Here is a 20,765-nt window from a genome sequence, read left to right on the forward strand (position 1 = left end):
GGTTCCGCCCAACCGGAATGCAACAAACGGTTAACAGCACACCGCCGAATGGCGAATCGGCCCGGGAACTCCCCCCGAAAAAGCCCGGTTCACAGCTTCGCCACGTGTCGTTCACCCGGTATCAAGCGAAGCGTCAAGACGAATGACGGGCTTCCCCCTAACGTCCCTGACGTGGTCAAGCTCTCCGTCATCGTGCCGTTCTACAACGTGCAGCAATACGCGCCCGACACCCTCACCAGTCTGGGTGCGAACGCGCGTGAGGACTTCGAATTCATTCTCGTCGACGACTGTTCCCGCGACGGGACCCCAGAGATTCTCGCGCGCGCCGAGCGCGAACTGCCGGGGGCCGTGCTGGTCCGGCACGAGAAGAACGGCGGGCTGGCGACCGCGCGCAACACCGGGATCGACCGGGCGCGCGGCGAGTATCTGACCTTCCTGGACGGCGACGACTGGCTCGCCCCCGGCTACTTTCCCCGGCTGGTCGCCGCGATGGACGAGCTGGGCTGCGACTTCCTGCGCACCGACCATGTGCAGTGCACGGCGCGGGCGCGCAGCGTGGTCCGGGTGCCGGTCGGCCGGCGGAACGTGGTGCTGGACCCGCGCGAGGCGATACTGCCCGCCGACCGGTCCACGTCCGTGGACTACCCGTACGCGTGGGCGGGCGTCTACCACCGCCGGCTGCTGGAGCGGGGGCTGCTGCACTTCACCGACGGGCTGCGCACGGCCGAGGACCGGCCGTGGATCTGGAAGCTGCACCGGGAGGCCGAGTCCTTCGCCGTGGTGAGCCTGCTCGGGGTGTTCTACCGGCGCGGGGTCGCGTCCTCGCTCACCCAGATCGGCGATGTGCGGCAACTCGATTTCATTCGGGCGTTCGATCAGGTCATCGCGGAAACCGCCCTGGACCGGGAGGCCGCACGGTTGTTGCCGAAGGCCGTCCGCACCTATTGCGCCATCATTTCCCATCATCTGGGAACCATCGAAAGGTTCGAGCCCGCGGTGGCGAAGAAACTGAAATCCCTGAGTGCCGCCGCGCTGCGGCGCATGCCGCAGGACGTGCTGGACGAGGCGCTGGACTCGATGGACATCCAGCGCGCCTCCCGGCTGCGCCGGCTGCGCCGCCGTCCCGCCGCCGCGGGGGCCGCCGCGTGACCACACAGATCTTCCAGGCGTCGACGCTGTACGGCACGGCCACGCTCGCCGCCGCACTGGACTCCGGCTGCTTCCGCCCGGCCGACCGGCGGATCCTGCTGGTCTGCAACAACGCGGCCGCACCGGAGATCACTCCGGCGCTGGACCAGGCGCCCGGCTTCGAGCGGCTGCGGGACCGCTTCGACGACGTCGTCTCGTACAACGCGGCGATCTTCCCCTTCCACCCGGGTGGCTGGGCACCCCGCGCGGACGACCTGCCGCTCTGGGAGCGCTATCTGCGCCACGAGTGGCAACTCGGCTCCGACGACGTGGAGTTGGCGGTCGAGTCGATCCAGGTCAACCCGTCCCTGGCGCTCGCGCAGATCTTCACCGGCGCCCCGGTCACGGTGTACGCCGACGGACTGATGAGCTACGGCCCGACCCGCAACAAGATCGACCCGCTGGTCGGCACCCGGGTGGACCGGGTGCTGCACCTGGACCTGGTGCCGGGCCTGGAGCCGCTGCTGCTCACCGAGTTCGGGGTGCCCGGCGAGCTGCTGCCGAGCCCGGCCTTCACCAAGGTGCTCGCCGAACTCGCCCAAGAGGCCGCGGAGTTGCCGGACATCGACGAACCGGCGCTGCTGCTGGGCCAGTACCTGTCCGCGCTGGACATCCTCACCGCCGAGCAGGAGGAGGCGCTGCATGTGCGGATGCTGCGCGGCGCGGTCCGGCTCGGCCACCGCAAGGTGGTGTTCAAGCCGCACCCCTCGGCCCCGGCCCGCTACACCCGCTCCCTGGAGCAGGAGGCGGAGCGGCTGGACGCCGAGCTGACCGTGCTCGACACCCCGGTGCTGGCCGAGGTGCTGTACCAGCGGATGCGTCCCGCGCTGGTCGTCGGCTGCTTCTCCACCGCGCTGCTCACGGCGCAGGCCCTGTACGGCCTTCCGGTCGCCCGGGTCGGCACCGAACTGCTGCTGGAGGGGCTGACGCCGTACGAGAACAGCAACCGGGTCCCGGTCACCATCGTGGACGCGCTGCTGCCGGAGCTGACCGACGGGGCCGCCGTCACCGAGCAGCGCCGCGGCATGACCGTCGAGGCGCTGAGCGGGCTGGTGCGCGCGGTGGGCTTCGCGATGCAGCCGAAGATCCTGCCGGGGCTGCGCCCGGAGGCCGAGGGCTGGCTGGCCCGGAACCTGGACGCGCACACCGCGCGCTACTTCAAGCGGCGGCGCCTGTCCGCACTGGCCCTGCCCGGCGGAGTTCCGGCGCAACTGGCCTTCATCCCCCGCAACGCAACAGTCCGCCGCGTGGCCCGCAAGGCCCGCAGCCTGCGCCGCAGCGCACGCGGCTGACGGTCTCCGGGCCGGTGTCGCCGGCCCGGGGACCGTGCCCGGGTGCCGGGTCGGTTCGTGGCAGGTACGCAGGACGTTCGTGGCAGGCACGCAGGAAGGAAGAATCCGTATATGCCCGCTCCCTCTCCCGGGCTTGCCGCCGAGGCGGGGCCTGTCATACCCCGGGCGGCCGCCGGCCGGGTCCTCGCGACGGGTCGCCGGGGCCGGCTGTTCGCCCTGGACGGTCTGCGGCTGGTGGCCGCGCTGCTGGTCTGCCTCTACCACTACGCCGGTCGCGGCGGCACGGTCGCCGGGTCCTGGCACGGGGACCCGCGGCACATCTTCCCCACCCTGTACCGGGTGGCCGTGTACGGCTGTTTCGGTGTGCAGTTCTTCTTCGTCATCAGCGGCTTCGTGATCTGCATGAGCAGCTGGGGCCGCACCCTGGGCGACTTCTTCCGCTCCCGGGTCGCGCGTCTGTACCCCGCCTACTGGGTGGCCCTGGTGCTGGTCACCGGCGCGGCCGCGGCGCTGCCCGTCGTGGTCCACCCGGTGCGGCCGGACGAGTTCCTGGTGAACCTGACGATGCTCCAGCAGCCGATGGGCGCGACCCGGGTTCTCGGCGTGTGCTGGACCCTCTGGGTCGAGGTGCGCTTCTACGTGCTGTTCGCCCTGCTCGTCGTGGTGCGCGGGGTGACCTACCGCCGGGTGGTGCTGTTCGCCAGTGTCTGGACGGCGGCCGCGGTGCTGTGCCACAGCTCCGGCAACGACCTGCTGAACCAGCTGGTCATGCCCGAGTACGCGCCCTACTTCACCGGCGGGCTGGCCCTGTATCTGATCCACCGCTTCGGCAGCGATCTGCTCGCCTGGGGCATCGTCGCGATGTCCTGGCTGCTGGCGCAGAGCGAGGCCACGCGCGGGCTGTGGGGCCCGCATCCGCACCGCGATCCGTACGTCGTGATGCTCGTCGTCACTCTCGCCTTCGCCGCCGTCGCCGCCGTGGCGCTGGGCTGGACCCAGTGGGCCTCCTGGCGCTGGCTGGTCACGGCGGGCGCGCTGACGTACCCGTTCTACCTGGTCCATGAGCACCTGGGCTGGTTCGTCATCCGGGTGCTGCACCGGGGCCTGGGGCTGCCGCCGTGGCCGACGCTCGCCCTGACCGTGGTGGCCATGCTGGTGCTGGCCTGGCTGATCCACCGGCTGGTGGAGAAACCGTTCGGGCCGCGGCTGAAGCGGGCGCTGAAACCGTCGCCGGCCCGCGCTCAGCCGATGCCGTAGCGCGCCTCCACTCCCGCGATCACGACCGCCAGTCCTTCCTCGAACTGGCGGTCGTAGTCGTCGAAGAGCACCTTTCCGGCCTCGGCCGCGAGCGGGTGGTCGGCGAGCCGGCGGGCCCGCTCCCCGATGTCGTACCCCTGCTGGGGTTCGTCCGGGCGGGGCTGCATGCCCTGCTCCTCGGTGACGAAGCCGAGGGTGTACAGGTGCGCCGCGCGGAACGCCTGGACGGCCTGGACCAGGGTGAAGCCCGCGCCGGTGAGGAACCGCAGGTTGGCCTCCAGCTCGGGGGCGTGGTCGGTGCCGGTGAAGCGTGAGCCGCTGAACACCTTGGCGCCGTCGCGGTAGCCGAGCAGTGCGGTGCGCAGCCCGCGGTTGACCTTGCGCAGCCGCTCCTGCCAGGTGTCGTCCGGGTGGTGCGCGGTTCCGGCGACCATCCGCCGGTACATCTCCGTCGCCATCTCGTCCAGCAGTGCCTGCTTGTCCTTGAAGTGCCAGTACAGGGCGGGCGCCTTGACGTCCAGCCGCTGGGCGATGGCGCGCAGGGTCAGGCCGTCCAGGCCGACCTCGTTCAGCAGGTGCAGCGCGGTGTCCGCGACCCGGCGGCGGTCCAGGGGGGCGCGTTTCTCGGGGCTCACCCTTGACACTTTAACAGCGTTAAGGGCATCCTTGCGAGCGACGGAACTTAACGACGTTAAGGAGAGCTGGGATGGATGTCGTGATTGTCGGCGCGGGGCCGACCGGTCTCACCCTCGGTATCGACCTGGCGCGGCGCGGAGTGGACGCGGTGGTGCTGGAGCGGGCCGACGGCCTGTTCCCCGGCTCACGCGGCAAGGGCCTCCAGCCGCGCACCCTGGAGGTCTTCGACGACCTGGGCGTGCTGGCCGGGATCCGCGCGGCGGGCGGTCCGGTGCCGCCACGGCTGATGTGGCGGGACGGCACACCGGCCGACACCAGCCCGATGTTCGACCGGATCACGCCGGACGAGGGCACGCCGTACGCCGAACCGTGGTCGATCGCGCAGTGGCGGACCCAGGAGGTGCTGTACGCACGGCTGCTGGAGACGGGCGGCAAGGTCGCCTTCGGCCACGAGGTGACGGGCGTGGAGCAGGACGCGCACGGGGTGCGGGTCGGCCTCGCCGACGGTACGACGCTCGGCGCGCGGTATATCGTCGCGGCCGACGGCGGCCGCTCGGCCATCCGGCGCGCCGTGGGCGTCGGCATGACCGGGGAGACGGTGGACCCGGCGCCGTTCCTGGTGGCGGACGTGCGGATCGGCGGCCTGGACCGGGAGCACTGGCATGTGTTCCCGGGGGACGAGGGGACCGTCGTCGGCCTGTGCCCGCTGGCCGGCACGGACCGGTTCCAGCTCCAGGCGCGCCTGGCGGAGGACGAGGCGGTGGACCTCTCCCTCGACGGACTGCGCAGGCTGGTCGCCGCCGGCACCCACCTGGACGCCGGGGACCTGGCCGAGGTGCACTGGGCCTCGGAGTTCCGGCCTCGCGCGGCCCTGGCCGACCGCTTCCGGGTGGGCCGGGTCCTGCTGGCCGGCGACGCCGCGCACATCCACTCCCCGGCCGGCGGACAGGGGCTGAACACCAGCGTGCAGGACGCCTACAACCTCGGCTGGAAACTGGGCGCGGTGCTGCGCGACGGGGCCCCGGAGACGCTGCTCGACACCTACGAGGAGGAGCGCCGGGCGAACGCGGCCGCGATGCTGGAGCTGTCGACGGGCGTGCACCGCGGCGAGGTGCGCCGGGGCCGGGCCACGGTCCAGCTCGACGTCGGGTACCGGACGTCGTCCCTGAGCGCGGAGACCCGCAAGCACCCGACCGGCGTCCAGGCGGGCGACCGGGCCCCCGACGGCACGGTGAACGGCGTCCGCCTCTTCGACACCTTCCGCGGCCCGCACTGGACCCTGCTCGGCGCGCCCGCACCGCGCCCGGGCATCCGAGCCCTGCCCGCAGCCCCCGCCGGCTACGGCCCCGGAGTCTTCCTGATCCGCCCGGACGGCCACATCGCCTGGACGGGCGACACGACGGCGGGCCTGGAGTCCTACCTCCCCACGGTCGGCCTCTGAACGGCCGCGGCCGCCCCTACGGGGTATCCGCCCGGATCAGAACGCGTCCGACGGCACATAAGCGCCCCACACCTCGCGGAGCGCGCCGCACACCTCTCCCACCGTCGCCCGCGCGCGCAGGGCTTCCTTCATCGGGTAGAGGACGTTGTCCTCGCCCTCCGCCGCCTTCTTCAGGGCGGCCAGGGCCGAGTCCACCGCGCCCTGGTCCCGCTCCGCGCGGAGCCGGCGCAGCCGCTCGGTCTGCCGGGCCTCGATCGCCGGGTCGACGCGGAGTGGCTCGTACGGCTCCTCCGCGTCCAGCTGGAAGCGGTTGACGCCCACGACCACCCGCTCGCCGGAGTCCGTCTCCTGGGCGATCCGGTAGGCGTTCCGCTCGATCTCGGCCTTCTGGAAGCCCCGCTCGATCGCCGCGACCGCCCCGCCGAACTCCTCCACCCTGCGCATGAGGGCGACGGCCGCCTCCTCCACCTCGTCCGTCATCCGCTCCACCGCGTACGAGCCGGCGAACGGGTCCACCGTCGCCGGTACGTCCGTCTCGTACGCCAGCACCTGCTGCGTCCGCAGCGCCAGCCGGGCCGACTTGTCGGTCGGCAGCGCGATGGCCTCGTCGAAGGAGTTGGTGTGCAGGGACTGGGTGCCGCCGAACACCGCCGCGAGGGCCTGTACGGCGACCCGGACCAGGTTCACCTCCGGCTGCTGGGCGGTCAGCTGCACCCCGGCCGTCTGGGTGTGAAAGCGCAGCATCAGCGACTTCGGGTTCCGCGCGCCGAACTCCTCCCGCATCACCCGCGCCCAGATCCGCCGCGCCGCGCGGAACTTCGCGACCTCCTCCAGGAGCGTCGTACGGGCCACGAAGAAGAAGGACAGGCGGGGGGCGAAGTCGTCGACGTCCATCCCGGCCGCGACCGCCGTCCGCACGTACTCGATGCCGTCGGCGAGCGTGAAGGCGATCTCCTGTACGGGCGAGGCGCCCGCCTCGGCCATGTGGTAGCCGGAGATCGAGATCGTGTTCCACTTCGGGATCTCGGCGGTGCAGTAGCGGAAGATGTCCGCGGTCAGCCGCAGGGACGGCTTCGGCGGGAAGATGTACGTCCCGCGCGCGATGTACTCCTTCAGCACGTCGTTCTGGATCGTCCCCGTCAGCCGGTCCGCCGGGACGCCCTGCTCCTCCGCCACCAGCTGGTAGAGCAGGAGCAGCAGGGCCGCCGGGGCGTTGATCGTCATCGATGTCGAGACCTGGCCCAGCGGGATGCCGTCGAAGAGGACGCGCATGTCCTCGATCGAGTCGATCGCCACACCGACCTTGCCGACCTCGCCGTGCGCGAGGGGCGCGTCGGAGTCGTGGCCCATCTGGGTGGGCAGGTCGAAGGCGACCGACAGCCCGGTCGTGCCGTGCTCGATCAGCTGCCGGTAGCGGGCGTTGGACTCGGCCGCGGTGCCGAAACCGGCGTACTGGCGCATGGTCCAGGGGCGGCCGGTGTACATCGTCGGGTACACGCCCCGGGTGAAGGGGTAGCCGCCCGGTTCGCCCAGGCTGACGGCCGGCTCCCAGCCGTCCAGCGCCGACGGGCCGTAGACCGGCTCGATCGGCAGCCCCGACTCCGACTCACGCGCCATGGATGCCTCGCCTCCGCGGTACGGCAGTACGTCCGTCACTTCTCACCATGCCCGCTCGTTCGGCGGCGGTCACGCGGGGAAGCATCCTCGGCATGAAGCTGCCGGGCGGCCCCGCCGCCGTACGAGCCTGTGCCGTCACCCTCACGGCCCTCACCGCCCTCACTGCTCTCGTCGGCTGCACCGTCCAGCCCGCGGGCACGGACGGCAGACCCGGCGGGCCGGTACCCGCCCGGACCCGGTCCCAGGCCCCGCCCGGCGCGCGGGCGGCGACGCCGTCCCCCGCCGTGCTGTGGCGGCGCGGCGACAGCGGGCCGGGCGTGCGCGAGCTCCAGGCGCGGCTGCGGCAGCTGGACTGGCTGTTCGACGGGCCGACGGGGTCGTACGACGATCTGACCGAGCGGGCGGTCAGCGGCTTCCAGGGCAAGCGGGGGCTGCCGCGGACCGGCGAGACGGACACCGCGACCTGGCGGCGGCTGCTGGCGATGACGCATGCGCCGGGGAAGTGGGAGCTGTATCTGATGGGCGGCCAGCCGGCCGCGGCGCCGGACCCGCGCTGCCTGACCGGGCGGGTGCTGTGCATCAGCAAGACCAGCCGGACGCTGCGCTGGATGATCGACGGGCGGACCGTGTCGACCATGGCCGTGCGCTTCGGCGTGCAGTACACCCCGACCCGCGAGGGTGTGTTCCACATCTACTGGAAGTCACGGAACCATGTGTCGACGCTCTATCACTCGCCGATGCCGTACGCGATGTTCTTCAGCGGAGGCGAGGCGGTGCACTACTCGTACGACTTCGCGGCGCGCGGTTACGCGGGCGGCTCGCACGGCTGCGTGAACGTCCGGGACGAGACGGCGATCGCCCGGCTGTTCGCGCAGGTGCGGGTGGGCGACAAGGTCGTCGTCTCCTGGTGAGGCGTTCGGGGCGCGGGCGGGACCGGGGGAACGTGTCCCGCCCGCGCCATGCGCACGAGCCACGGGTACGGGGGGAACCCCGGCTCAGTGCTACGGCCGATGACCAGTCGGCTCACTCAGTACTGCGTACAAGGCCCCGGAAACGTCACACCTGGCGCCAAGAAATTTTTCGCGAATTTCCGGGGAGGAAAAAACCGCAGGTCAGCTGGGGTGCGGGGCGGGCGAGGAGGGGGTGGCGGCCGCCTTGGGCTGCCCGGCGCCCGTCGCCCCGGTGGTGCTCTTCGGGTGGGAGCCCTTGCCGGTGCCGCCAGCCGTGCCGCCGGAGCCGGCCGCAGGGCCGTTGCCCTTGGCCGAGCCGTGGCCGGGGTGGCCGCTGCTGTGACCGGGGTGGGTGCCGGAGCCCCCGTGGCCGGGGTGGCCTGTGCCGTGGCCGGGGTGGGTGCCGGTTCCGCCGTGGCCGGGGTGGGAGTCGCCCTCGCCCTGGCCGCCGCCGTCCTGCTCGCCCTTGCCCTTGTCCTTGCCCTGGCCCTGGCCGTTGCCGTTGCTCTTGCCCTCGCCCTTGGCGCCCTGGTCCTGCCCCTGGCCGGAGCCGCCCTTGCCGCCGCTCGCCGCGCCGGAACCGCCCCAGCCGCCCGCGTCGCCGGAACCGCCCCAGCCGCCCGCGTCGCCGGAACCGCCCGAGCCGCCCTCGCCGCTGCCCAGGACGACCTTGCAGTACGACTTCACCCGGTTGGAGCCGCCCGCCAGCTTTTCCAGGGCGCGCTTGCGGCCGGTGTCCAGGTCCTTGCCGTCCCGGAGGTCCCGGCAGGCCGAACCGGCCCCGCTCCACCGGCCGGCGGCGCCGGCGGACGGACGGGTCTCGTCCGGCGCGGCGGCCTCGCCGGACGTAGCGCCCCGGTCGGCCGGTGCGCTGCCGTTCGCGGTGCCCGGGCCCTGGCCGGTCGGGGAGGGCGAGGTGAGCGGCCGTCCGTCGGCGGAGGCGGCGGGCCCCGGCTCCCGGTGGCCGAACGGCACGGGCAGCACACCGCTGCCCGCGGCGACGGCGACCCCGCCGAGCGCGCTCGCGGCCACCGCCGCGGCGAGCGCGAGGCGCACCGGGCGGCCCCAGCGCGGGCGGCCGGAGATTCCGGTACGGCCCGGGAAGCCGATCCGGACCAGACCCGCGTCGGAGCCGTTGCCGAAGGCGCGGAAGCGCCGGCCGGAGGCGCCCGCGGTGGCGGCGGGCTCGGCCGCGGCGGTGTCGCGGGCCGTGCGGAACGCGGCCAGGGCGGCCTGCTCACCGGGCAGTTCGGCGGTGCCGCCGGCTGTCCGCGCGGACAGCGCGCCGAGCGCCTCGGAGAGGCGTTCGGCCTGGTCACGGGCGCGGGGGTCGACAGCTTCCAGCGGCTCACCGCGCAGCAGACGTTCCGCCGTCTCCCGGTTCAGCCACCTGTACTGCTCGTCGGCCATCACATGTCCTTCTGCGTCCGCGCGCGTGTATGCGTCACAGTTGCGGACGTCACCGTGCCCTGGCGCGGTTCTCGCGGGGGCGGCAGCGCATCGAGCCCGCCCATGGATTCCGGATCGTCGCCGAGCAGCTCCGCGAGCCGCTTCAGGCCGCGATGGGCGGCGGTGCGGACGGCACCCGCGCGTTTGCCGAGCGTCTCGGCGGCGGTCTTGGCGTCCAGGCCGACCACCACGCGGAGCACGACCGCCTCGGCCTGGTCCTGCGGGAGCCGGGCGATGAGGGAGAGGGTGCGGTCGGTGGTGAGGGCCTCGATGGCCTCGCCCGCGGTGTCGGAGTCGGCGGCGCGTCCGGTCAGCTCCGTCTCGTCGCCGCCGATCGCGGGCCGGCGGCCGCGCATGCGTATGTGGTCCAGGGCGCGGTTGCGGGCGATCCGGGCGGCCCAGCCGCGGAAGCGGTCGGCGTCGCCGCTGAACCGGTCGAGGTCGCGGGCGATCTGCAACCAGGCCTCGGACGCGACGTCCTCGGCGTCCGGGTCGCCGACGAGCGTGCGTACGTATCCCAGCAGCCGCGGATGCACTGCGCGGTACACCGTACGGAACGCGGTCTCGTCTCCGTCCTGTGCCGCACGCACCGCGGCGGTCAGCTCCGCGTCGTCCCCCAGCACCGCACTCCCTTACGCCTGTCTTCGGTCGGCGCGAAAGGCACGTTACGGCGTCAAACCGCTCCCCGTCCATGTCCATAGAAGATGCAACTAACTCGTGATCGAGTGCTGATGTGCGCAGAGTGAGGGCCGTTGGGGACTGAGCGCGCCCGGGGTGTGACAGAAAACGCATCCACGGCGCTGAAGGAAGTACGGGCCGCGCGCGGCCCGTCCGCGCGACGGCCGGGGCCTCTCCTGTGGGGGGTGGCGGCCCCGGCCGTTGCCTGTGGGGGGCTGCGCTCACCCCGTGGAGGCCGTGGCGTCCCGGCACAGCAGGCGGAGCGAGCCATGGCCGCGGTAACAGCGGCGGGCCTCGTCGACGGGGTCCCAGAGTCGGCCGTCCGGGGTGCGGACCCAGTGCTCGCCGCCGGTCGCCCACCATTCGGCACCGGTCTGGCGGACCAGCACCTCACCGGCGTAGGCGCCGAAGCCGCGCAGCACGGTCTCGACCGCCGCGTACGGTGCGCCCTCGCGCCGTATCTCCTCGATCATCCGGTCCACGCGCCACAGGCTCTGCGCCGTGTAGTCGAGGCGCACCCGGGCGCCCTCGCGCATGGCCGCCACCGCGTCCGCGGCCCATCGCACGGGCTTCGCCGCGGCGTGCGGTCTGGTCTCCTGCTGTGCAGTCACGTACTGGGGGGTCACATGGGTCACATACGGAAGAGCGAGCGCGGCGGATCATCCGTCACGGCCGATCGGCGTCTTTCTGCAACCCGCCCAGGACCGCCCCAGCTCCGTCGCAAGACGGTCACAGCACCCGCTCACGCCCGAGGTTTGGCGCCGTGCGTCCCCGGCGGCGGGCCGGCCGGTCCGGCTCAGGCCCCCGCGTCGGCCTCGCTGCGCGCGCGGCGCGAGACCACCGCGCGCAGCACCCGGCGGCCCTCGACCGAGATCTCCAGGGCGCGGCGCAGGGCCTGGCGGCCGTGGTCGCCGAGGATCTCCAGCACGGTGGTCTGCCGGCGCAGCTCGGCGGCGACCAGCGGCGGCAGGTCCGCGGTGTCCCCCTTGCGCCCAGCGTCGGGGCCGGCCGGGTCGGCGCTGCCGTCGGCGGCGGGGTCGAGCAGCCGGTGGATGCGCAGGGAGGCGACCGAGCAGGCGTCGGCCCAGGGGCGCAGCGTGTCGGCGGTGCGCTCGGCCGGGGCGGTGTCCAGCATGCGGCGGGCCAGCAGCGCGGGCTCGTCCCCGGCGGGGGCCGGGCCGAGCGCGGCGCGGGCCTTGTCCAGGCTCACGGCCCAGTCGGAGCCGTCGGCGAGGTGCCCCCACAGCGGCCGCAGCAGCTCGTCGTCGCCGTCGAGCAGGGGCAGGCATCGCTCAAAACAAGCCAGCCCACCGGCGGCCAGCGCGCGCTCGTCCGCCTGTGCGATCAGTTCCACCAGGCTCATGAAAAGCCTCCCTCGCCGGGGCTCCGACCGATACGGAGCCCGCACTTCCCCTTACTGCGTGCAAGGGACCGGGAGTGTCACTGTGATCGTTTTCAGCCATACAGAGGCGCCGGCGCCGGGCCGTACAGCGCCTTCTGGTGCTGCATCCGGGTGAGGTGGACGACCACCACGATGGCCAGCGCGGCGGCCGCGGCGTCGACCGCGTCGGACAGCAGCATCAGCGCGGCGGCGTTGCGCAGGGTGGTCGGGTCGTCGGCGCGGGAGTAGACGGTGTACGCGACCCGGCCGAGGAGCATCGTGCTGATCCACAGGGTCCACCAGGCGGTGACCGGCGCGCGTCCGGTCCGCGAGCCCAGCGGAAGGCTGGCGTCCCAGACGTCCTCGACGATCCGGCGCGGGAACCACAGGTTCACGATCGGGCAGAACCAGCCGCCGATGGTCCAGCCGCGCCGCATCCGGTGCAGGTCCGGGCGGAACACCTCGGCGTTCACCCGCACCCGCCACAGCCAGCACAGATAGACGACCGCCGCGGCCAGCAGGGTGATCCCCTGGCAGAGGCCGGCCATGTTGTACACGGTGTCGGCGCGGTCGGCCCGGTGGATCACGGCGGAGCCGGTGGCCCCGCCGAGCAGCTCACCGGAGACGCTGAACTCCATCCAGTCGGCGACGACGGCGAACAGGTCGGCGGCGATCACCACACCGAGCAGCGTGGCGGCGGCCCGGCCGAGCCCCACCGGCGAGCGCAGGACGGCACCGGGCGTGAAGGGCGGGGCGGCGGGCATGGGCGAGGTCATGTGGAGATCCCCCGGGTGAAGCAGAAGCGCGGGCACGGCCGTCGTACGGCCGGACGCGCGATCTTGGAAAAACGGTCAACGGAACATACGGGCCGACGCCCCGGCACGTCCACTCGGTTCCCGTCGCCCCACCTCGGCCCGGCCGGGCCCCCGCCGCGTCCCTCGGCCCGGCCGGTTCCCGCCGCGTCCCTCGGCCCGGCCGGTTCCCGCCGCGGCCCTCAGCCCAGCCGGCCGGCCAGCGCCGTGAAGGCCGCCCAGGACAGCGCGGGGGTGCCCGGGTCCCACAGCTTCTGCACGGTGGCCCGCAGCGGCATCCGGATCCCGGCCGCGACCTGCGCCTCCGTCTGCGCGTTCGGGAAGTCGCACCACACGGCGAAGGAGCCGCCGGCGATCCGGCCGTCGTAGCGCGCCGGCACGGCGGCCGTGCCGCGCAGCACGCGCGGGTTCCACTGCTGGTAGATCCGCTGTCCGGTCGGATACACGAAGGTCTGCGGCTGCCCGAGGACGTAGTAGAGGAACTCGTCGTTGTAGTTGAGCACCGTGCGGCCCGCGCTCAGATAGTCCAGCGGCGGGCGGGCGCCGATCTCCTTGCCGGTCCAGTAGGCGACCTGGAGATCGCCCGCGGGCTGCACGGAGGTGCCGCGGTAGAAGCCGTCGTTCCAGGCCCGTGCGGTCTTGGCGTGGGCGCGGACGGTGGCGGCGCGGGCGTTCAGCCAGCCGGTGGCGAGGTCGGCGACCGTGCCGCCGGAGCCGTAGGCGGCCCGGGCGGCGGCGGCCAGCTGCGGATACGACGTCTGCGGGTTCCGCACGGTCAGCGCCTGGTACTCGTCGCCGCCGAGGTGCCACTGGCCGCCGGTGAACAGGCCCGCGTACTCGTTCAGCAGATCGTCGACGAGCTTCGCGGAGGCGGGCTTGGAGATGTCGATCGCGCCCTTGGTGGCGATCCCGCTCGCGTTGCGCAGCTGGAGGTCCGGGTGGGCGGCGAGCACGGCGCCCAGATGCCCGGGCGAGTCGATCTCCGGGACGACGGTGATGTGCCGGCTGTCCGCCAGCGCCACGATCCGGCGGACCTGGGCCTTGGTCAGGTGGACCGGGGAGACGATCTCGGGGTGGCTGGTGGACTCGATCCGGAAGGCCTGGTCGTCGGAGAAGTGCAGGCCCAGCTCGTTGAACTTCAGGTCCCCCAGCTCGCGTATCCGGTCCTCGATCCAGGCCTCGCTGAACGGCTTGCGGGCGATGTCCAGCATGAACCCGCGCACCGGCTTGGCGGGTGCGTCCCGGACCACCCCCTCCGGGGCCGTGCCGCCGCCGTGGACCTCCTGCTTCAGGGTGCGGGTGCCGTAGAAGACACCGGCCTCGCCGGGCCCGCTGATGTCGACCCGTCCGCCGCGCACGGTCATGGTGTACGACTCCTGGTTCCCGCCCCCGCCCCCCAGCGCCAGCCGCACATCGCCCGCCCGTACGTCGTCCCGCTCCCCCGCGTACGTCAGCCCCAGCTCCCCGGCGATCAGCCGGCCCTCGTCGGCCAGGGCGCCGTCGCCCACCACCACCCGGTCGCCCTTGCGGGGCTGCCAGCCGGGCCCGCGCGCCGGGGTGTGGGAGCGGACCGCGGGTATCGTGCGCGGCGTCTGCGACAGCGGATAGGACCGGCTGGGCCGCGGCGACACGCCGGCCGGTGGCGGGGCCGTACCGGAGGTCGTACCGGGCGACACGCCGAGGCGTCCGCCGTCCGAGCCGGACGCCGTCCGCCCCGCGTCGGCGGAGTGCCCGCCGCCGCCGGCCGACGAGGCCCACACCCCGACACCCGTTCCGAGCGCCACGGTGCCGACGAACGCCGCCGCCACCACCGCACGCTTCCGTATCACCTGCTGCGCCGTTTCCCGGCGCCTGTGCTGGGTCACCCTGCCAACGTACGACCGAACGGCGCCACACCCGTCACCCAGGCGTTCCGAAACTCTTCCGTCCGGGTGAAATTCAGGCATCGCACGGACACACCGTGACCACTCTCGATAGCCTGACGACACACCTTTCACAAGATCCCCTGCCACATCACCCGTGACGCGAGGACCTACGCTGCCCGGCCACCCGCTCCCTCACCTCCCCACGCCCCTGGCCGCCTTCAACGCGGCCCCGGCCGACGAGGCCCGCGCCCTGCTCCTGCGCTGTCTGCGCAGCCTGCGCTGGTCCGACCGGGTGACCGAGCACCGCCCCTATCCGGATCTGGCCGCACTGCTGGCCGCGGCGGACGAGGCGGCGTACGACCTCTCCCCGGCCGACCTGGCCGAGGCGCTGGCCGGCGAGTCGCTCCCCGAGCTGCCGGCGGACACCTACTCCGCGGCCCATATGGCGCTGAGCGCCGCGAACGCCGCGTACGAGTCCAAGTTCGGCCATGCGTTCGTCATCTACCTGGGTGACGTCCACCCGGACGAAACCCTCGATCACATCCTCGAAGGAATCCGGTCACGATTGACAAACGATCCGGAGGACGAACGGGTGACGACGGCGGAGGAACTCAGGCGGCTGGCGAGAAGCCGGCTGACCGCGGCCCTGGGCGCCGCGCGAACGAGCATGACCAGCCCAAAGGCACCCGCATCCGGCATCTGAGCGAGCCGTCCGCCGCACATCCGATAACCCATCCGGTGCCAGTTCGATCACACAAGTAGGCCCCCTGTAAGCGACACAGGTTGGCCTGGATACGATGCTGAGGGCCGGTGGACCGTACCCGGCCGGGCCCGACCGACAGAGAAGCCGGCGCGGCCCTAGTCCCCGCTCCCGGAGGGTTCTTCCGTGCCGGCTGGAACGCTGTACCGCGGCCGGGAAGGAATGTGGTCCTGGGTGGCTCATCGAGTCACCGGCGTCCTCATTTTCTTCTTCCTGTTCGTCCACGTGCTGGACACCGCTCTCGTCCGTGTCAGCCCCGAGGACTACGACAAGGTCGTAGCCACCTACAAGACGCCGATCGTCGCGTGCCTGGAGTACGGCCTCGTCGCCGCCATCCTCTTCCACGCCCTCAACGGCCTGCGCGTCATCGCCGTCGACTTCTGGTCGAAGGGCCCCCGCTACCAGAAGCAGATGCTCTGGAGCGTCGTCGGGGTCTGGCTCGTGCTGATGATCGGCGCGATCTACCCGGTCCTCGGCCACGCCGCTCGTGTTCTGTTCGGGAGCTGAGATCCATGGCCACCACTGAATCCACCGCGTCCGGAGTCGGCCCCGTCGAGGGTGCCCCCGTCTACACCGTCGACAACCCGGCCCCGCTCATCGAGGCGCCGCGCAAGCGCACCAAGAAGACCCCGCGTTCCACCCGGGGCAACTTCGAGATGGCGGCCTGGCTCTTCATGCGCCTGTCCGGCATCGTGCTGGTCGTCCTGGTCCTCGGCCACCTGCTGATCCAGCTCGTGCTGGACGGCGGCGTCTCCAAGGTCGGCTTCGCCTTCGTGGCCGGCCGCTGGGCGTCCCCGTTCTGGCAGGTCTGGGACCTGCTGATGCTGTGGCTGGCGATGCTGCACGGCGCCAACGGCCTGCGCACGGTCATCAACGACTACGCGGAGCGGGCGGCCAGCCGTATGTGGCTGAAGGCCCTGCTCTACACCGCCACGGTGTTCACCATCCTGCTCGGCACGCTGGTGATCTTCACCTTCGACCCGAACATCCGCTAGGCACGGGGCTGCGAGAAACATGAAGATCCACAAGTACGACACCGTCATCGTCGGCGCCGGCGGCGCGGGCATGCGCGCCGCCATCGAGGCGACCAAGCGCAGCCGCACCGCGGTCCTGACCAAGCTCTACCCCACCCGCTCCCACACGGGCGCCGCGCAGGGCGGTATGGCCGCCGCGCTCGCCAACGTGGAGGACGACAACTGGGAGTGGCACACCTTCGACACGGTCAAGGGCGGTGACTACCTGGTCGACCAGGACGCCGCCGAGATCCTGGCGAAGGAGGCCATCGACGCCGTCCTCGACCTGGAGAAGATGGGCCTGCCGTTCAACCGGACCCCGGACGGCGCCATCGACCAGCGCCGCTTCGGCGGTCACAGCCGCAGCCACGGCGAGGCGCCGGTGCGCCGCGCCTGCTACGCGGCCGACCGCACCGGCCACATGATCCTCCAGACGCTGTACCAGAACTGCGTCAAGGAGGGCGTGGAGTTCTTCAACGAGTTCTACGTCCTGGACCAGCTGATCACCGAGGTCGACGGCGTCAAGAGGTCGGCCGGCGTGGTGGCGTACGAGCTGGCCACCGGCGAGATCCACATCTTCCAGGCGAAGGCCGTCATCTACGCCTCCGGCGGCTGCGGCAAGTTCTTCCGGGTGACCTCCAACGCGCACACCCTGACCGGTGACGGCCAGGCCGCCGTGTACCGGCGCGGGCTGCCGCTGGAGGACATGGAGTTCTTCCAGTTCCACCCGACCGGCATCTGGCGCATGGGCATCCTGCTGACGGAGGGCGCCCGCGGTGAGGGCGGCATCCTCCGCAACAAGGACGGCGAGCGCTTCATGGAGAAGTACGCGCCGGTCATGAAGGACCTCGCGTCCCGTGACGTCGTCTCCCGCGCCATCTACACGGAGATCCGCGAGGGCCGCGGCTGCGGTCCCGAGGGCGACCACGTCTACCTGGACCTGACCCACCTGCCGCCGGAGCAGCTGGACGCCAAGCTCCCGGACATCACCGAGTTCGCGCGGACCTACCTCGGTATCGAGCCGTACACGGACCCGATCCCGATCCAGCCGACCGCGCACTACGCCATGGGCGGCATCCCGACCAACGTCGAGGGTGAGGTCCTGGCGGACAACACCACGGTGGTCCCGGGTCTGTACGCGGCCGGCGAGGTCGCCTGTGTCTCCGTGCACGGCGCCAACCGGCTCGGCACCAACTCGCTGCTGGACATCAACGTGTTCGGCCGCCGCGCGGGCATCGCCGCCGCCGAGTACTCGGCCAAGAACGACTACGTGGAGCTGCCGGAGAACCCGGAGTCCCTGGTCGTCGAGCAGATCGAGCGCCTGCGCAACTCCACCGGCACCGAGCGGGTGGCCACCCTGCGCCGTGAGCTCCAGGACTGCATGGACGCCAACGTCATGGTGTTCCGCACCGAGCAGACGATCAAGGCGGCCGTCGAGAAGATCGGCGAGCTGCGGGAGCGCTACCGGAACGTGGCGATCCAGGACAAGGGCAAGCGGTTCAACACCGACCTGCTGGAGGCCGTCGAGCTGGGCAACCTGCTGGACCTGGCCGAGGTCATGTGCGTCTCGGCGCTGGCCCGCAAGGAGTCCCGCGGCGGTCACTACCGCGAGGACTACCCGAACCGCGACGACGTCAACTTCATGCGCCACACCATGGCGTACCGCGAGGTCGGCGCCGACGGGACCGAATCCATCCGTCTCGACTACAAGCCGGTCGTCCAGACCCGCTACCAGCCGATGGAGCGTAAGTACTGATGGCTACCCCTGTTCTGGACAAGGTCGAGGCGGAGTCCGCGGCCTCCCCGTACATCACGGTCACCTTCCGGATCCGCCGGTTCAACCCGGAGGTCGCGGCGGAGGCCGTGTGGGAAGACTTCCAGGTGGAGATCGACCCCAAGGAGCGGGTCCTCGACGGCCTCCACAAGATCAAGTGGGAACTCGACGGCACCCTCACCTTCCGCCGGTCGTGCGCGCACGGCATCTGCGGCTCGGACGCGATGCGGATCAACGGCAGGAACCGCCTTGCCTGCAAGACGCTGATCAAGGACATCAACCCCGAGAAGCCGATCACGGTCGAGCCCATCAAGGGCCTGACGGTCCTGAAGGACCTGGTCGTCGACATGGAGCCGTTCTTCCAGGCGTACCGGGACGTCATGCCGTTCCTGGTCACCAAGGACACGAACGAGCCGACGCGCGAGCGCCTTCAGTCGCCCGAGGACCGGGCGCGGTTCGACGACACCACGAAGTGCATCCTGTGCGCGGCGTGCACCTCGTCCTGCCCGGTGTTCTGGAACGACGGCCAGTACTTCGGTCCGGCCGCCATCGTGAACGCCCACCGCTTCATCTTCGACAGCCGTGACGAGGCGGGCGAGCAGCGGCTGGAGATCCTCAACGACCGCGACGGCGTGTGGCGCTGCCGCACGACCTTCAACTGCACGGACGCCTGCCCGCGCGGTATCGAGGTCACGAAGGCGATCCAGGAAGTGAAGAGGGCGCTGATCACCCGGCGCTACTGAGCCGACGCCTGGCACAATGCGAGGGGCCGTTCTCCCGGTGACCGGGGGGACGGCCCTTCGTCGCAGTACCCACACACACGGCATCTTCGTCATCGGGGGGCAGCAGCATGTCCGAGCAGAATCCGTACCAGAACGGCGGCGGTGGATGGGGTCCGGGGCAGCCGCCCGCGCAGCCGCCGACCCCGCCCGCGCAGCCCGGTTACGGCTACCCCAACCCCGCCCCGGCGTACGACGCCGCCGGGTACCCCGAGGTGCCGGGGCCGGGCTTCCCCCAGCAGCAGGGGGCTCCGGCGCCGATGGGCGGCGCACCGCTGGTGGCCATCGGGGACATCACGGTGACGGGCGATCAGATCGTCACCCCGGCCGGCACCATGCCGCTGCGCGGTGCGGTGTGGAACGCCACCGACATGTCGCACACCGAGGAGAAGATCCCGTCGCACGCCATCGTGCTGGCGATCATCTTCTTCATCTTCTGCCTGCTCGGCCTGCTCTTCCTGCTGATGAAGGAGAAGAAGACCACCGGCTACGTGCAGGTCACCGTGACCAGCGGCGGCCGGCACCACCAGACCATGATCCCGGCCACCGGTCCGGAGACCTTCCAGATGGTCATGGGCCAGGTCAACTACGCCCGTTCGCTCAGCAGCATGTGAATCACGGGTCGCGGCCGCTCCGGCGCCTATTCTGACGGTATGTCAGACGACCAGTCGTACGAACCGCTCGGATTCGACAACGTCCTGCTGCCCGTCGGGGACCTCGGCGCGGCCGTCGGCTTCTACGAGCGCGCCGGGTTCGCGGTGGCCTTCCGTTTCGACGAGGCGGGCATCGCGCTGCTGAAGGTCGGCGGCGAGACGCCCGGCATCCTGCTGCGGCACGAGGAGGTGCTGGGGCACCGGCCGCCGCCCTGGCCCTCGCCGCGGGTGTGGATCGAGGTGGCGGACGCCCGTACGGCGGCCCGCTCGCTGGCGGCGGCGGGCATCGCACCGCTCGACGGGCCCTTCCCGGTGGCCACCGGCTGGACGGTGGAGATCGCCGACCCGTGGGGCAACGTCATCGGGTTCACGGACTACACCAAGCGCCCGGAGCTGGGCCGCAGCGGCCGCCTGGTGGCGAGCTGAGCGGGCCGGGCCGGCGGCCGACCTGGTCCGAGGGCGCCCGCGTCACTCGTTAGGCTCTGCATCGTGCCCGTGAAGTACGACGGCCCCGAGGCGGCCGGCTCCCCCAGCAGCAAGTCCGAGCAGACCCGCGCGCTGATCCTGGAGACCGCGATGCGGATGTTCCAGGAGCGCGGGTACGACAAGACGACCATGCGGGCCATCGCCCAGGAGGCCGGGGTCTCGGTCGGCAACGCCTACTACTACTTCGAGGGCAAGGAACACCTGATCCAGGGGTTCTACGACCGGATCGCCGCCGAGCACCAGCAGGCGGTGAGGGAGGTCCTGGCCCGGGAGACCGACCTGGAGGCGCGGCTCGCGGGCGTGCTGACCACGTGGCTGGACATCGCGCGGCCGTACCACGAGTTCGCGGTGCAGTTCTTCAAGAACGCCGCCGACCCGGACAGCCCGCTCAGCCCCTTCTCGCCGGAGAGCGAGCACGCCCGCGAGCAGGCGATCAGCGTGCACCGGGAGGTGCTGGCCGGCTCGAAGACGAAGGTGGCGCCCGAACTCCGGGAGGTGCTGCCGGAGTTGATGTGGCTGTCCCAGATGGGGCTGATCCTGTACTGGATCTTCGACCGGACGCCGGGGCGCGAGCGCAGCTACCGGCTGGCGCGGCGCGGGGCCCGGCTGACCGCGCGCGGGGTCTCCCTGGCCCGGTTCCGGGTGCTGCGCCCCCTGGTCCTGGAGGTCCACGAGCTGTTCACGGACTTCCTGCCGGGCATGACGAGGGCGCTGCCGGATCCGGGCCGGTGAGC

The 20,765-nt window shown here is 72.0% G+C and carries 21 protein-coding genes; 13 read left to right on the forward strand and 8 right to left on the reverse strand.

Annotated elements, in window-relative coordinates:
* The first annotated feature begins 171 nt into the window (after nt 1-171).
* The 3 genes from ACWCV9_RS20735 (at nt 172) to ACWCV9_RS20745 (ending at nt 3,737) form a co-directional block, all read left to right on the forward strand.
* Nucleotides 172-1,149, forward strand: coding sequence for a glycosyltransferase family 2 protein (locus ACWCV9_RS20735; protein WP_385843521.1), 978 nt, complete (start codon nt 172-174; stop codon nt 1,147-1,149).
* A complete protein-coding gene (locus tag ACWCV9_RS20740; protein WP_450788510.1) occupies nt 1,146-2,480 on the forward strand; it encodes an alpha-2,8-polysialyltransferase family protein in 1,335 nt (444 codons plus the stop codon). The genes ACWCV9_RS20735 and ACWCV9_RS20740 overlap by 4 nt, the downstream gene beginning before the upstream one ends.
* 111 nt (nt 2,481-2,591) lie before the next feature.
* A complete protein-coding gene (locus ACWCV9_RS20745) occupies nt 2,592-3,737 on the forward strand; it encodes an acyltransferase family protein (protein ID WP_450788511.1) in 1,146 nt (381 codons plus the stop codon).
* Here the strand turns inward: ACWCV9_RS20745 and ACWCV9_RS20750 are convergent.
* Nucleotides 3,722-4,372 (reverse strand): TetR/AcrR family transcriptional regulator C-terminal domain-containing protein, encoded by a 651-nt coding sequence (locus ACWCV9_RS20750; RefSeq protein ID WP_450788512.1) that lies wholly within the window; start codon nt 4,370-4,372, stop codon nt 3,722-3,724. The genes ACWCV9_RS20745 and ACWCV9_RS20750 overlap by 16 nt on opposite strands.
* A 71-nt stretch (nt 4,373-4,443) precedes the next feature.
* Between ACWCV9_RS20750 and ACWCV9_RS20755 the strand changes: the two genes are divergently transcribed.
* Entirely contained in the window at nt 4,444-5,814 is a 1,371-nt protein-coding gene (locus tag ACWCV9_RS20755; protein ID WP_450788514.1) for an FAD-dependent monooxygenase, read from the forward strand.
* Between the two features lie 36 nt (nt 5,815-5,850).
* On the opposite strand, the gene ACWCV9_RS20760 is transcribed toward ACWCV9_RS20755, so the two are convergent.
* A complete protein-coding gene (locus tag ACWCV9_RS20760) occupies nt 5,851-7,431 on the reverse strand; it encodes an acyl-CoA mutase large subunit family protein (RefSeq protein ID WP_450788516.1) in 1,581 nt (526 codons plus the stop codon).
* A 92-nt stretch (nt 7,432-7,523) separates the two neighbouring features.
* Here ACWCV9_RS20760 and ACWCV9_RS20765 point away from each other — a divergent pair, with 92 nt between their 5' ends.
* Nucleotides 7,524-8,342, forward strand: a complete 819-nt coding sequence (locus ACWCV9_RS20765) for a L,D-transpeptidase family protein (RefSeq protein WP_450788758.1) — start codon at nt 7,524-7,526, stop codon at nt 8,340-8,342.
* Nucleotides 8,343-8,543: 201 nt separating this feature from the next.
* Here ACWCV9_RS20765 and ACWCV9_RS20770 read toward each other — a convergent pair whose 3' ends face one another.
* The 6 genes from ACWCV9_RS20770 to ACWCV9_RS20795 all read right to left on the reverse strand — a co-directional run bounded on the left by ACWCV9_RS20770 (nt 8,544) and on the right by ACWCV9_RS20795 (nt 14,566).
* A complete protein-coding gene (locus ACWCV9_RS20770) occupies nt 8,544-9,791 on the reverse strand; it encodes a hypothetical protein (RefSeq protein WP_450788517.1) in 1,248 nt (415 codons plus the stop codon).
* Nucleotides 9,791-10,453 (reverse strand): RNA polymerase sigma factor, encoded by a 663-nt coding sequence (locus tag ACWCV9_RS20775; RefSeq protein WP_450788519.1) that lies wholly within the window; start codon nt 10,451-10,453, stop codon nt 9,791-9,793. The genes ACWCV9_RS20770 and ACWCV9_RS20775 overlap by 1 nt, the downstream gene beginning before the upstream one ends.
* A 276-nt stretch (nt 10,454-10,729) precedes the next feature.
* Nucleotides 10,730-11,119 (reverse strand): hypothetical protein, encoded by a 390-nt coding sequence (locus ACWCV9_RS20780; protein WP_385843510.1) that lies wholly within the window; start codon nt 11,117-11,119, stop codon nt 10,730-10,732.
* 185 nt (nt 11,120-11,304) lie between these two features.
* Nucleotides 11,305-11,871, reverse strand: coding sequence for a hypothetical protein (locus ACWCV9_RS20785; RefSeq protein ID WP_450788521.1), 567 nt, complete (start codon nt 11,869-11,871; stop codon nt 11,305-11,307).
* Between the two features lie 92 nt (nt 11,872-11,963).
* Entirely contained in the window at nt 11,964-12,665 is a 702-nt protein-coding gene (locus ACWCV9_RS20790) for a DUF4328 domain-containing protein (RefSeq protein ID WP_450788523.1), read from the reverse strand.
* A gap of 218 nt (nt 12,666-12,883) precedes the next feature.
* Nucleotides 12,884-14,566, reverse strand: coding sequence for a beta-N-acetylhexosaminidase (locus ACWCV9_RS20795; protein WP_450788525.1), 1,683 nt, complete (start codon nt 14,564-14,566; stop codon nt 12,884-12,886).
* Nucleotides 14,567-14,720: 154 nt separating this feature from the next.
* Here ACWCV9_RS20795 and ACWCV9_RS20800 point away from each other — a divergent pair, with 154 nt between their 5' ends.
* The 8 genes from ACWCV9_RS20800 (at nt 14,721) to ACWCV9_RS20835 (ending at nt 20,763) form a co-directional block, all read left to right on the forward strand.
* Nucleotides 14,721-15,269, forward strand: coding sequence for a 2-oxo-4-hydroxy-4-carboxy-5-ureidoimidazoline decarboxylase (locus tag ACWCV9_RS20800; protein ID WP_450788526.1), 549 nt, complete (start codon nt 14,721-14,723; stop codon nt 15,267-15,269).
* A 183-nt stretch (nt 15,270-15,452) separates the two neighbouring features.
* Nucleotides 15,453-15,833: a succinate dehydrogenase, cytochrome b556 subunit gene (gene sdhC, locus ACWCV9_RS20805; protein ID WP_385843504.1), complete on the forward strand. Its 381-nt coding sequence runs from the start codon at nt 15,453-15,455 to the stop codon at nt 15,831-15,833.
* Nucleotides 15,834-15,838: 5 nt separating this feature from the next.
* Nucleotides 15,839-16,321 (forward strand): succinate dehydrogenase hydrophobic membrane anchor subunit, encoded by a 483-nt coding sequence (locus ACWCV9_RS20810; RefSeq protein ID WP_385843502.1) that lies wholly within the window; start codon nt 15,839-15,841, stop codon nt 16,319-16,321.
* Nucleotides 16,322-16,340: 19 nt separating this feature from the next.
* A complete protein-coding gene (gene sdhA / locus ACWCV9_RS20815; protein ID WP_450788528.1) occupies nt 16,341-18,095 on the forward strand; it encodes a succinate dehydrogenase flavoprotein subunit in 1,755 nt (584 codons plus the stop codon).
* Complete coding sequence (locus tag ACWCV9_RS20820; protein WP_450788530.1) at nt 18,095-18,856, forward strand: succinate dehydrogenase iron-sulfur subunit; 762 nt, start codon at nt 18,095-18,097, stop codon at nt 18,854-18,856. The genes sdhA and ACWCV9_RS20820 overlap by 1 nt, the downstream gene beginning before the upstream one ends.
* Before the next feature lie 107 nt (nt 18,857-18,963).
* Nucleotides 18,964-19,506, forward strand: coding sequence for a hypothetical protein (locus tag ACWCV9_RS20825; protein ID WP_450788532.1), 543 nt, complete (start codon nt 18,964-18,966; stop codon nt 19,504-19,506).
* 39 nt (nt 19,507-19,545) lie between these two features.
* Entirely contained in the window at nt 19,546-19,971 is a 426-nt protein-coding gene (locus ACWCV9_RS20830; RefSeq protein ID WP_385843496.1) for a VOC family protein, read from the forward strand.
* Nucleotides 19,972-20,034: 63 nt separating this feature from the next.
* On the forward strand, nt 20,035-20,763 hold the full coding sequence (locus ACWCV9_RS20835; RefSeq protein ID WP_385843494.1) for a TetR/AcrR family transcriptional regulator: 729 nt from the start codon (nt 20,035-20,037) through the stop codon (nt 20,761-20,763).
* Nucleotides 20,764-20,765: the final 2 nt, after the last annotated feature.

It is taken from the genome of Streptomyces sp. NPDC001606 (assembly GCF_053596835.1).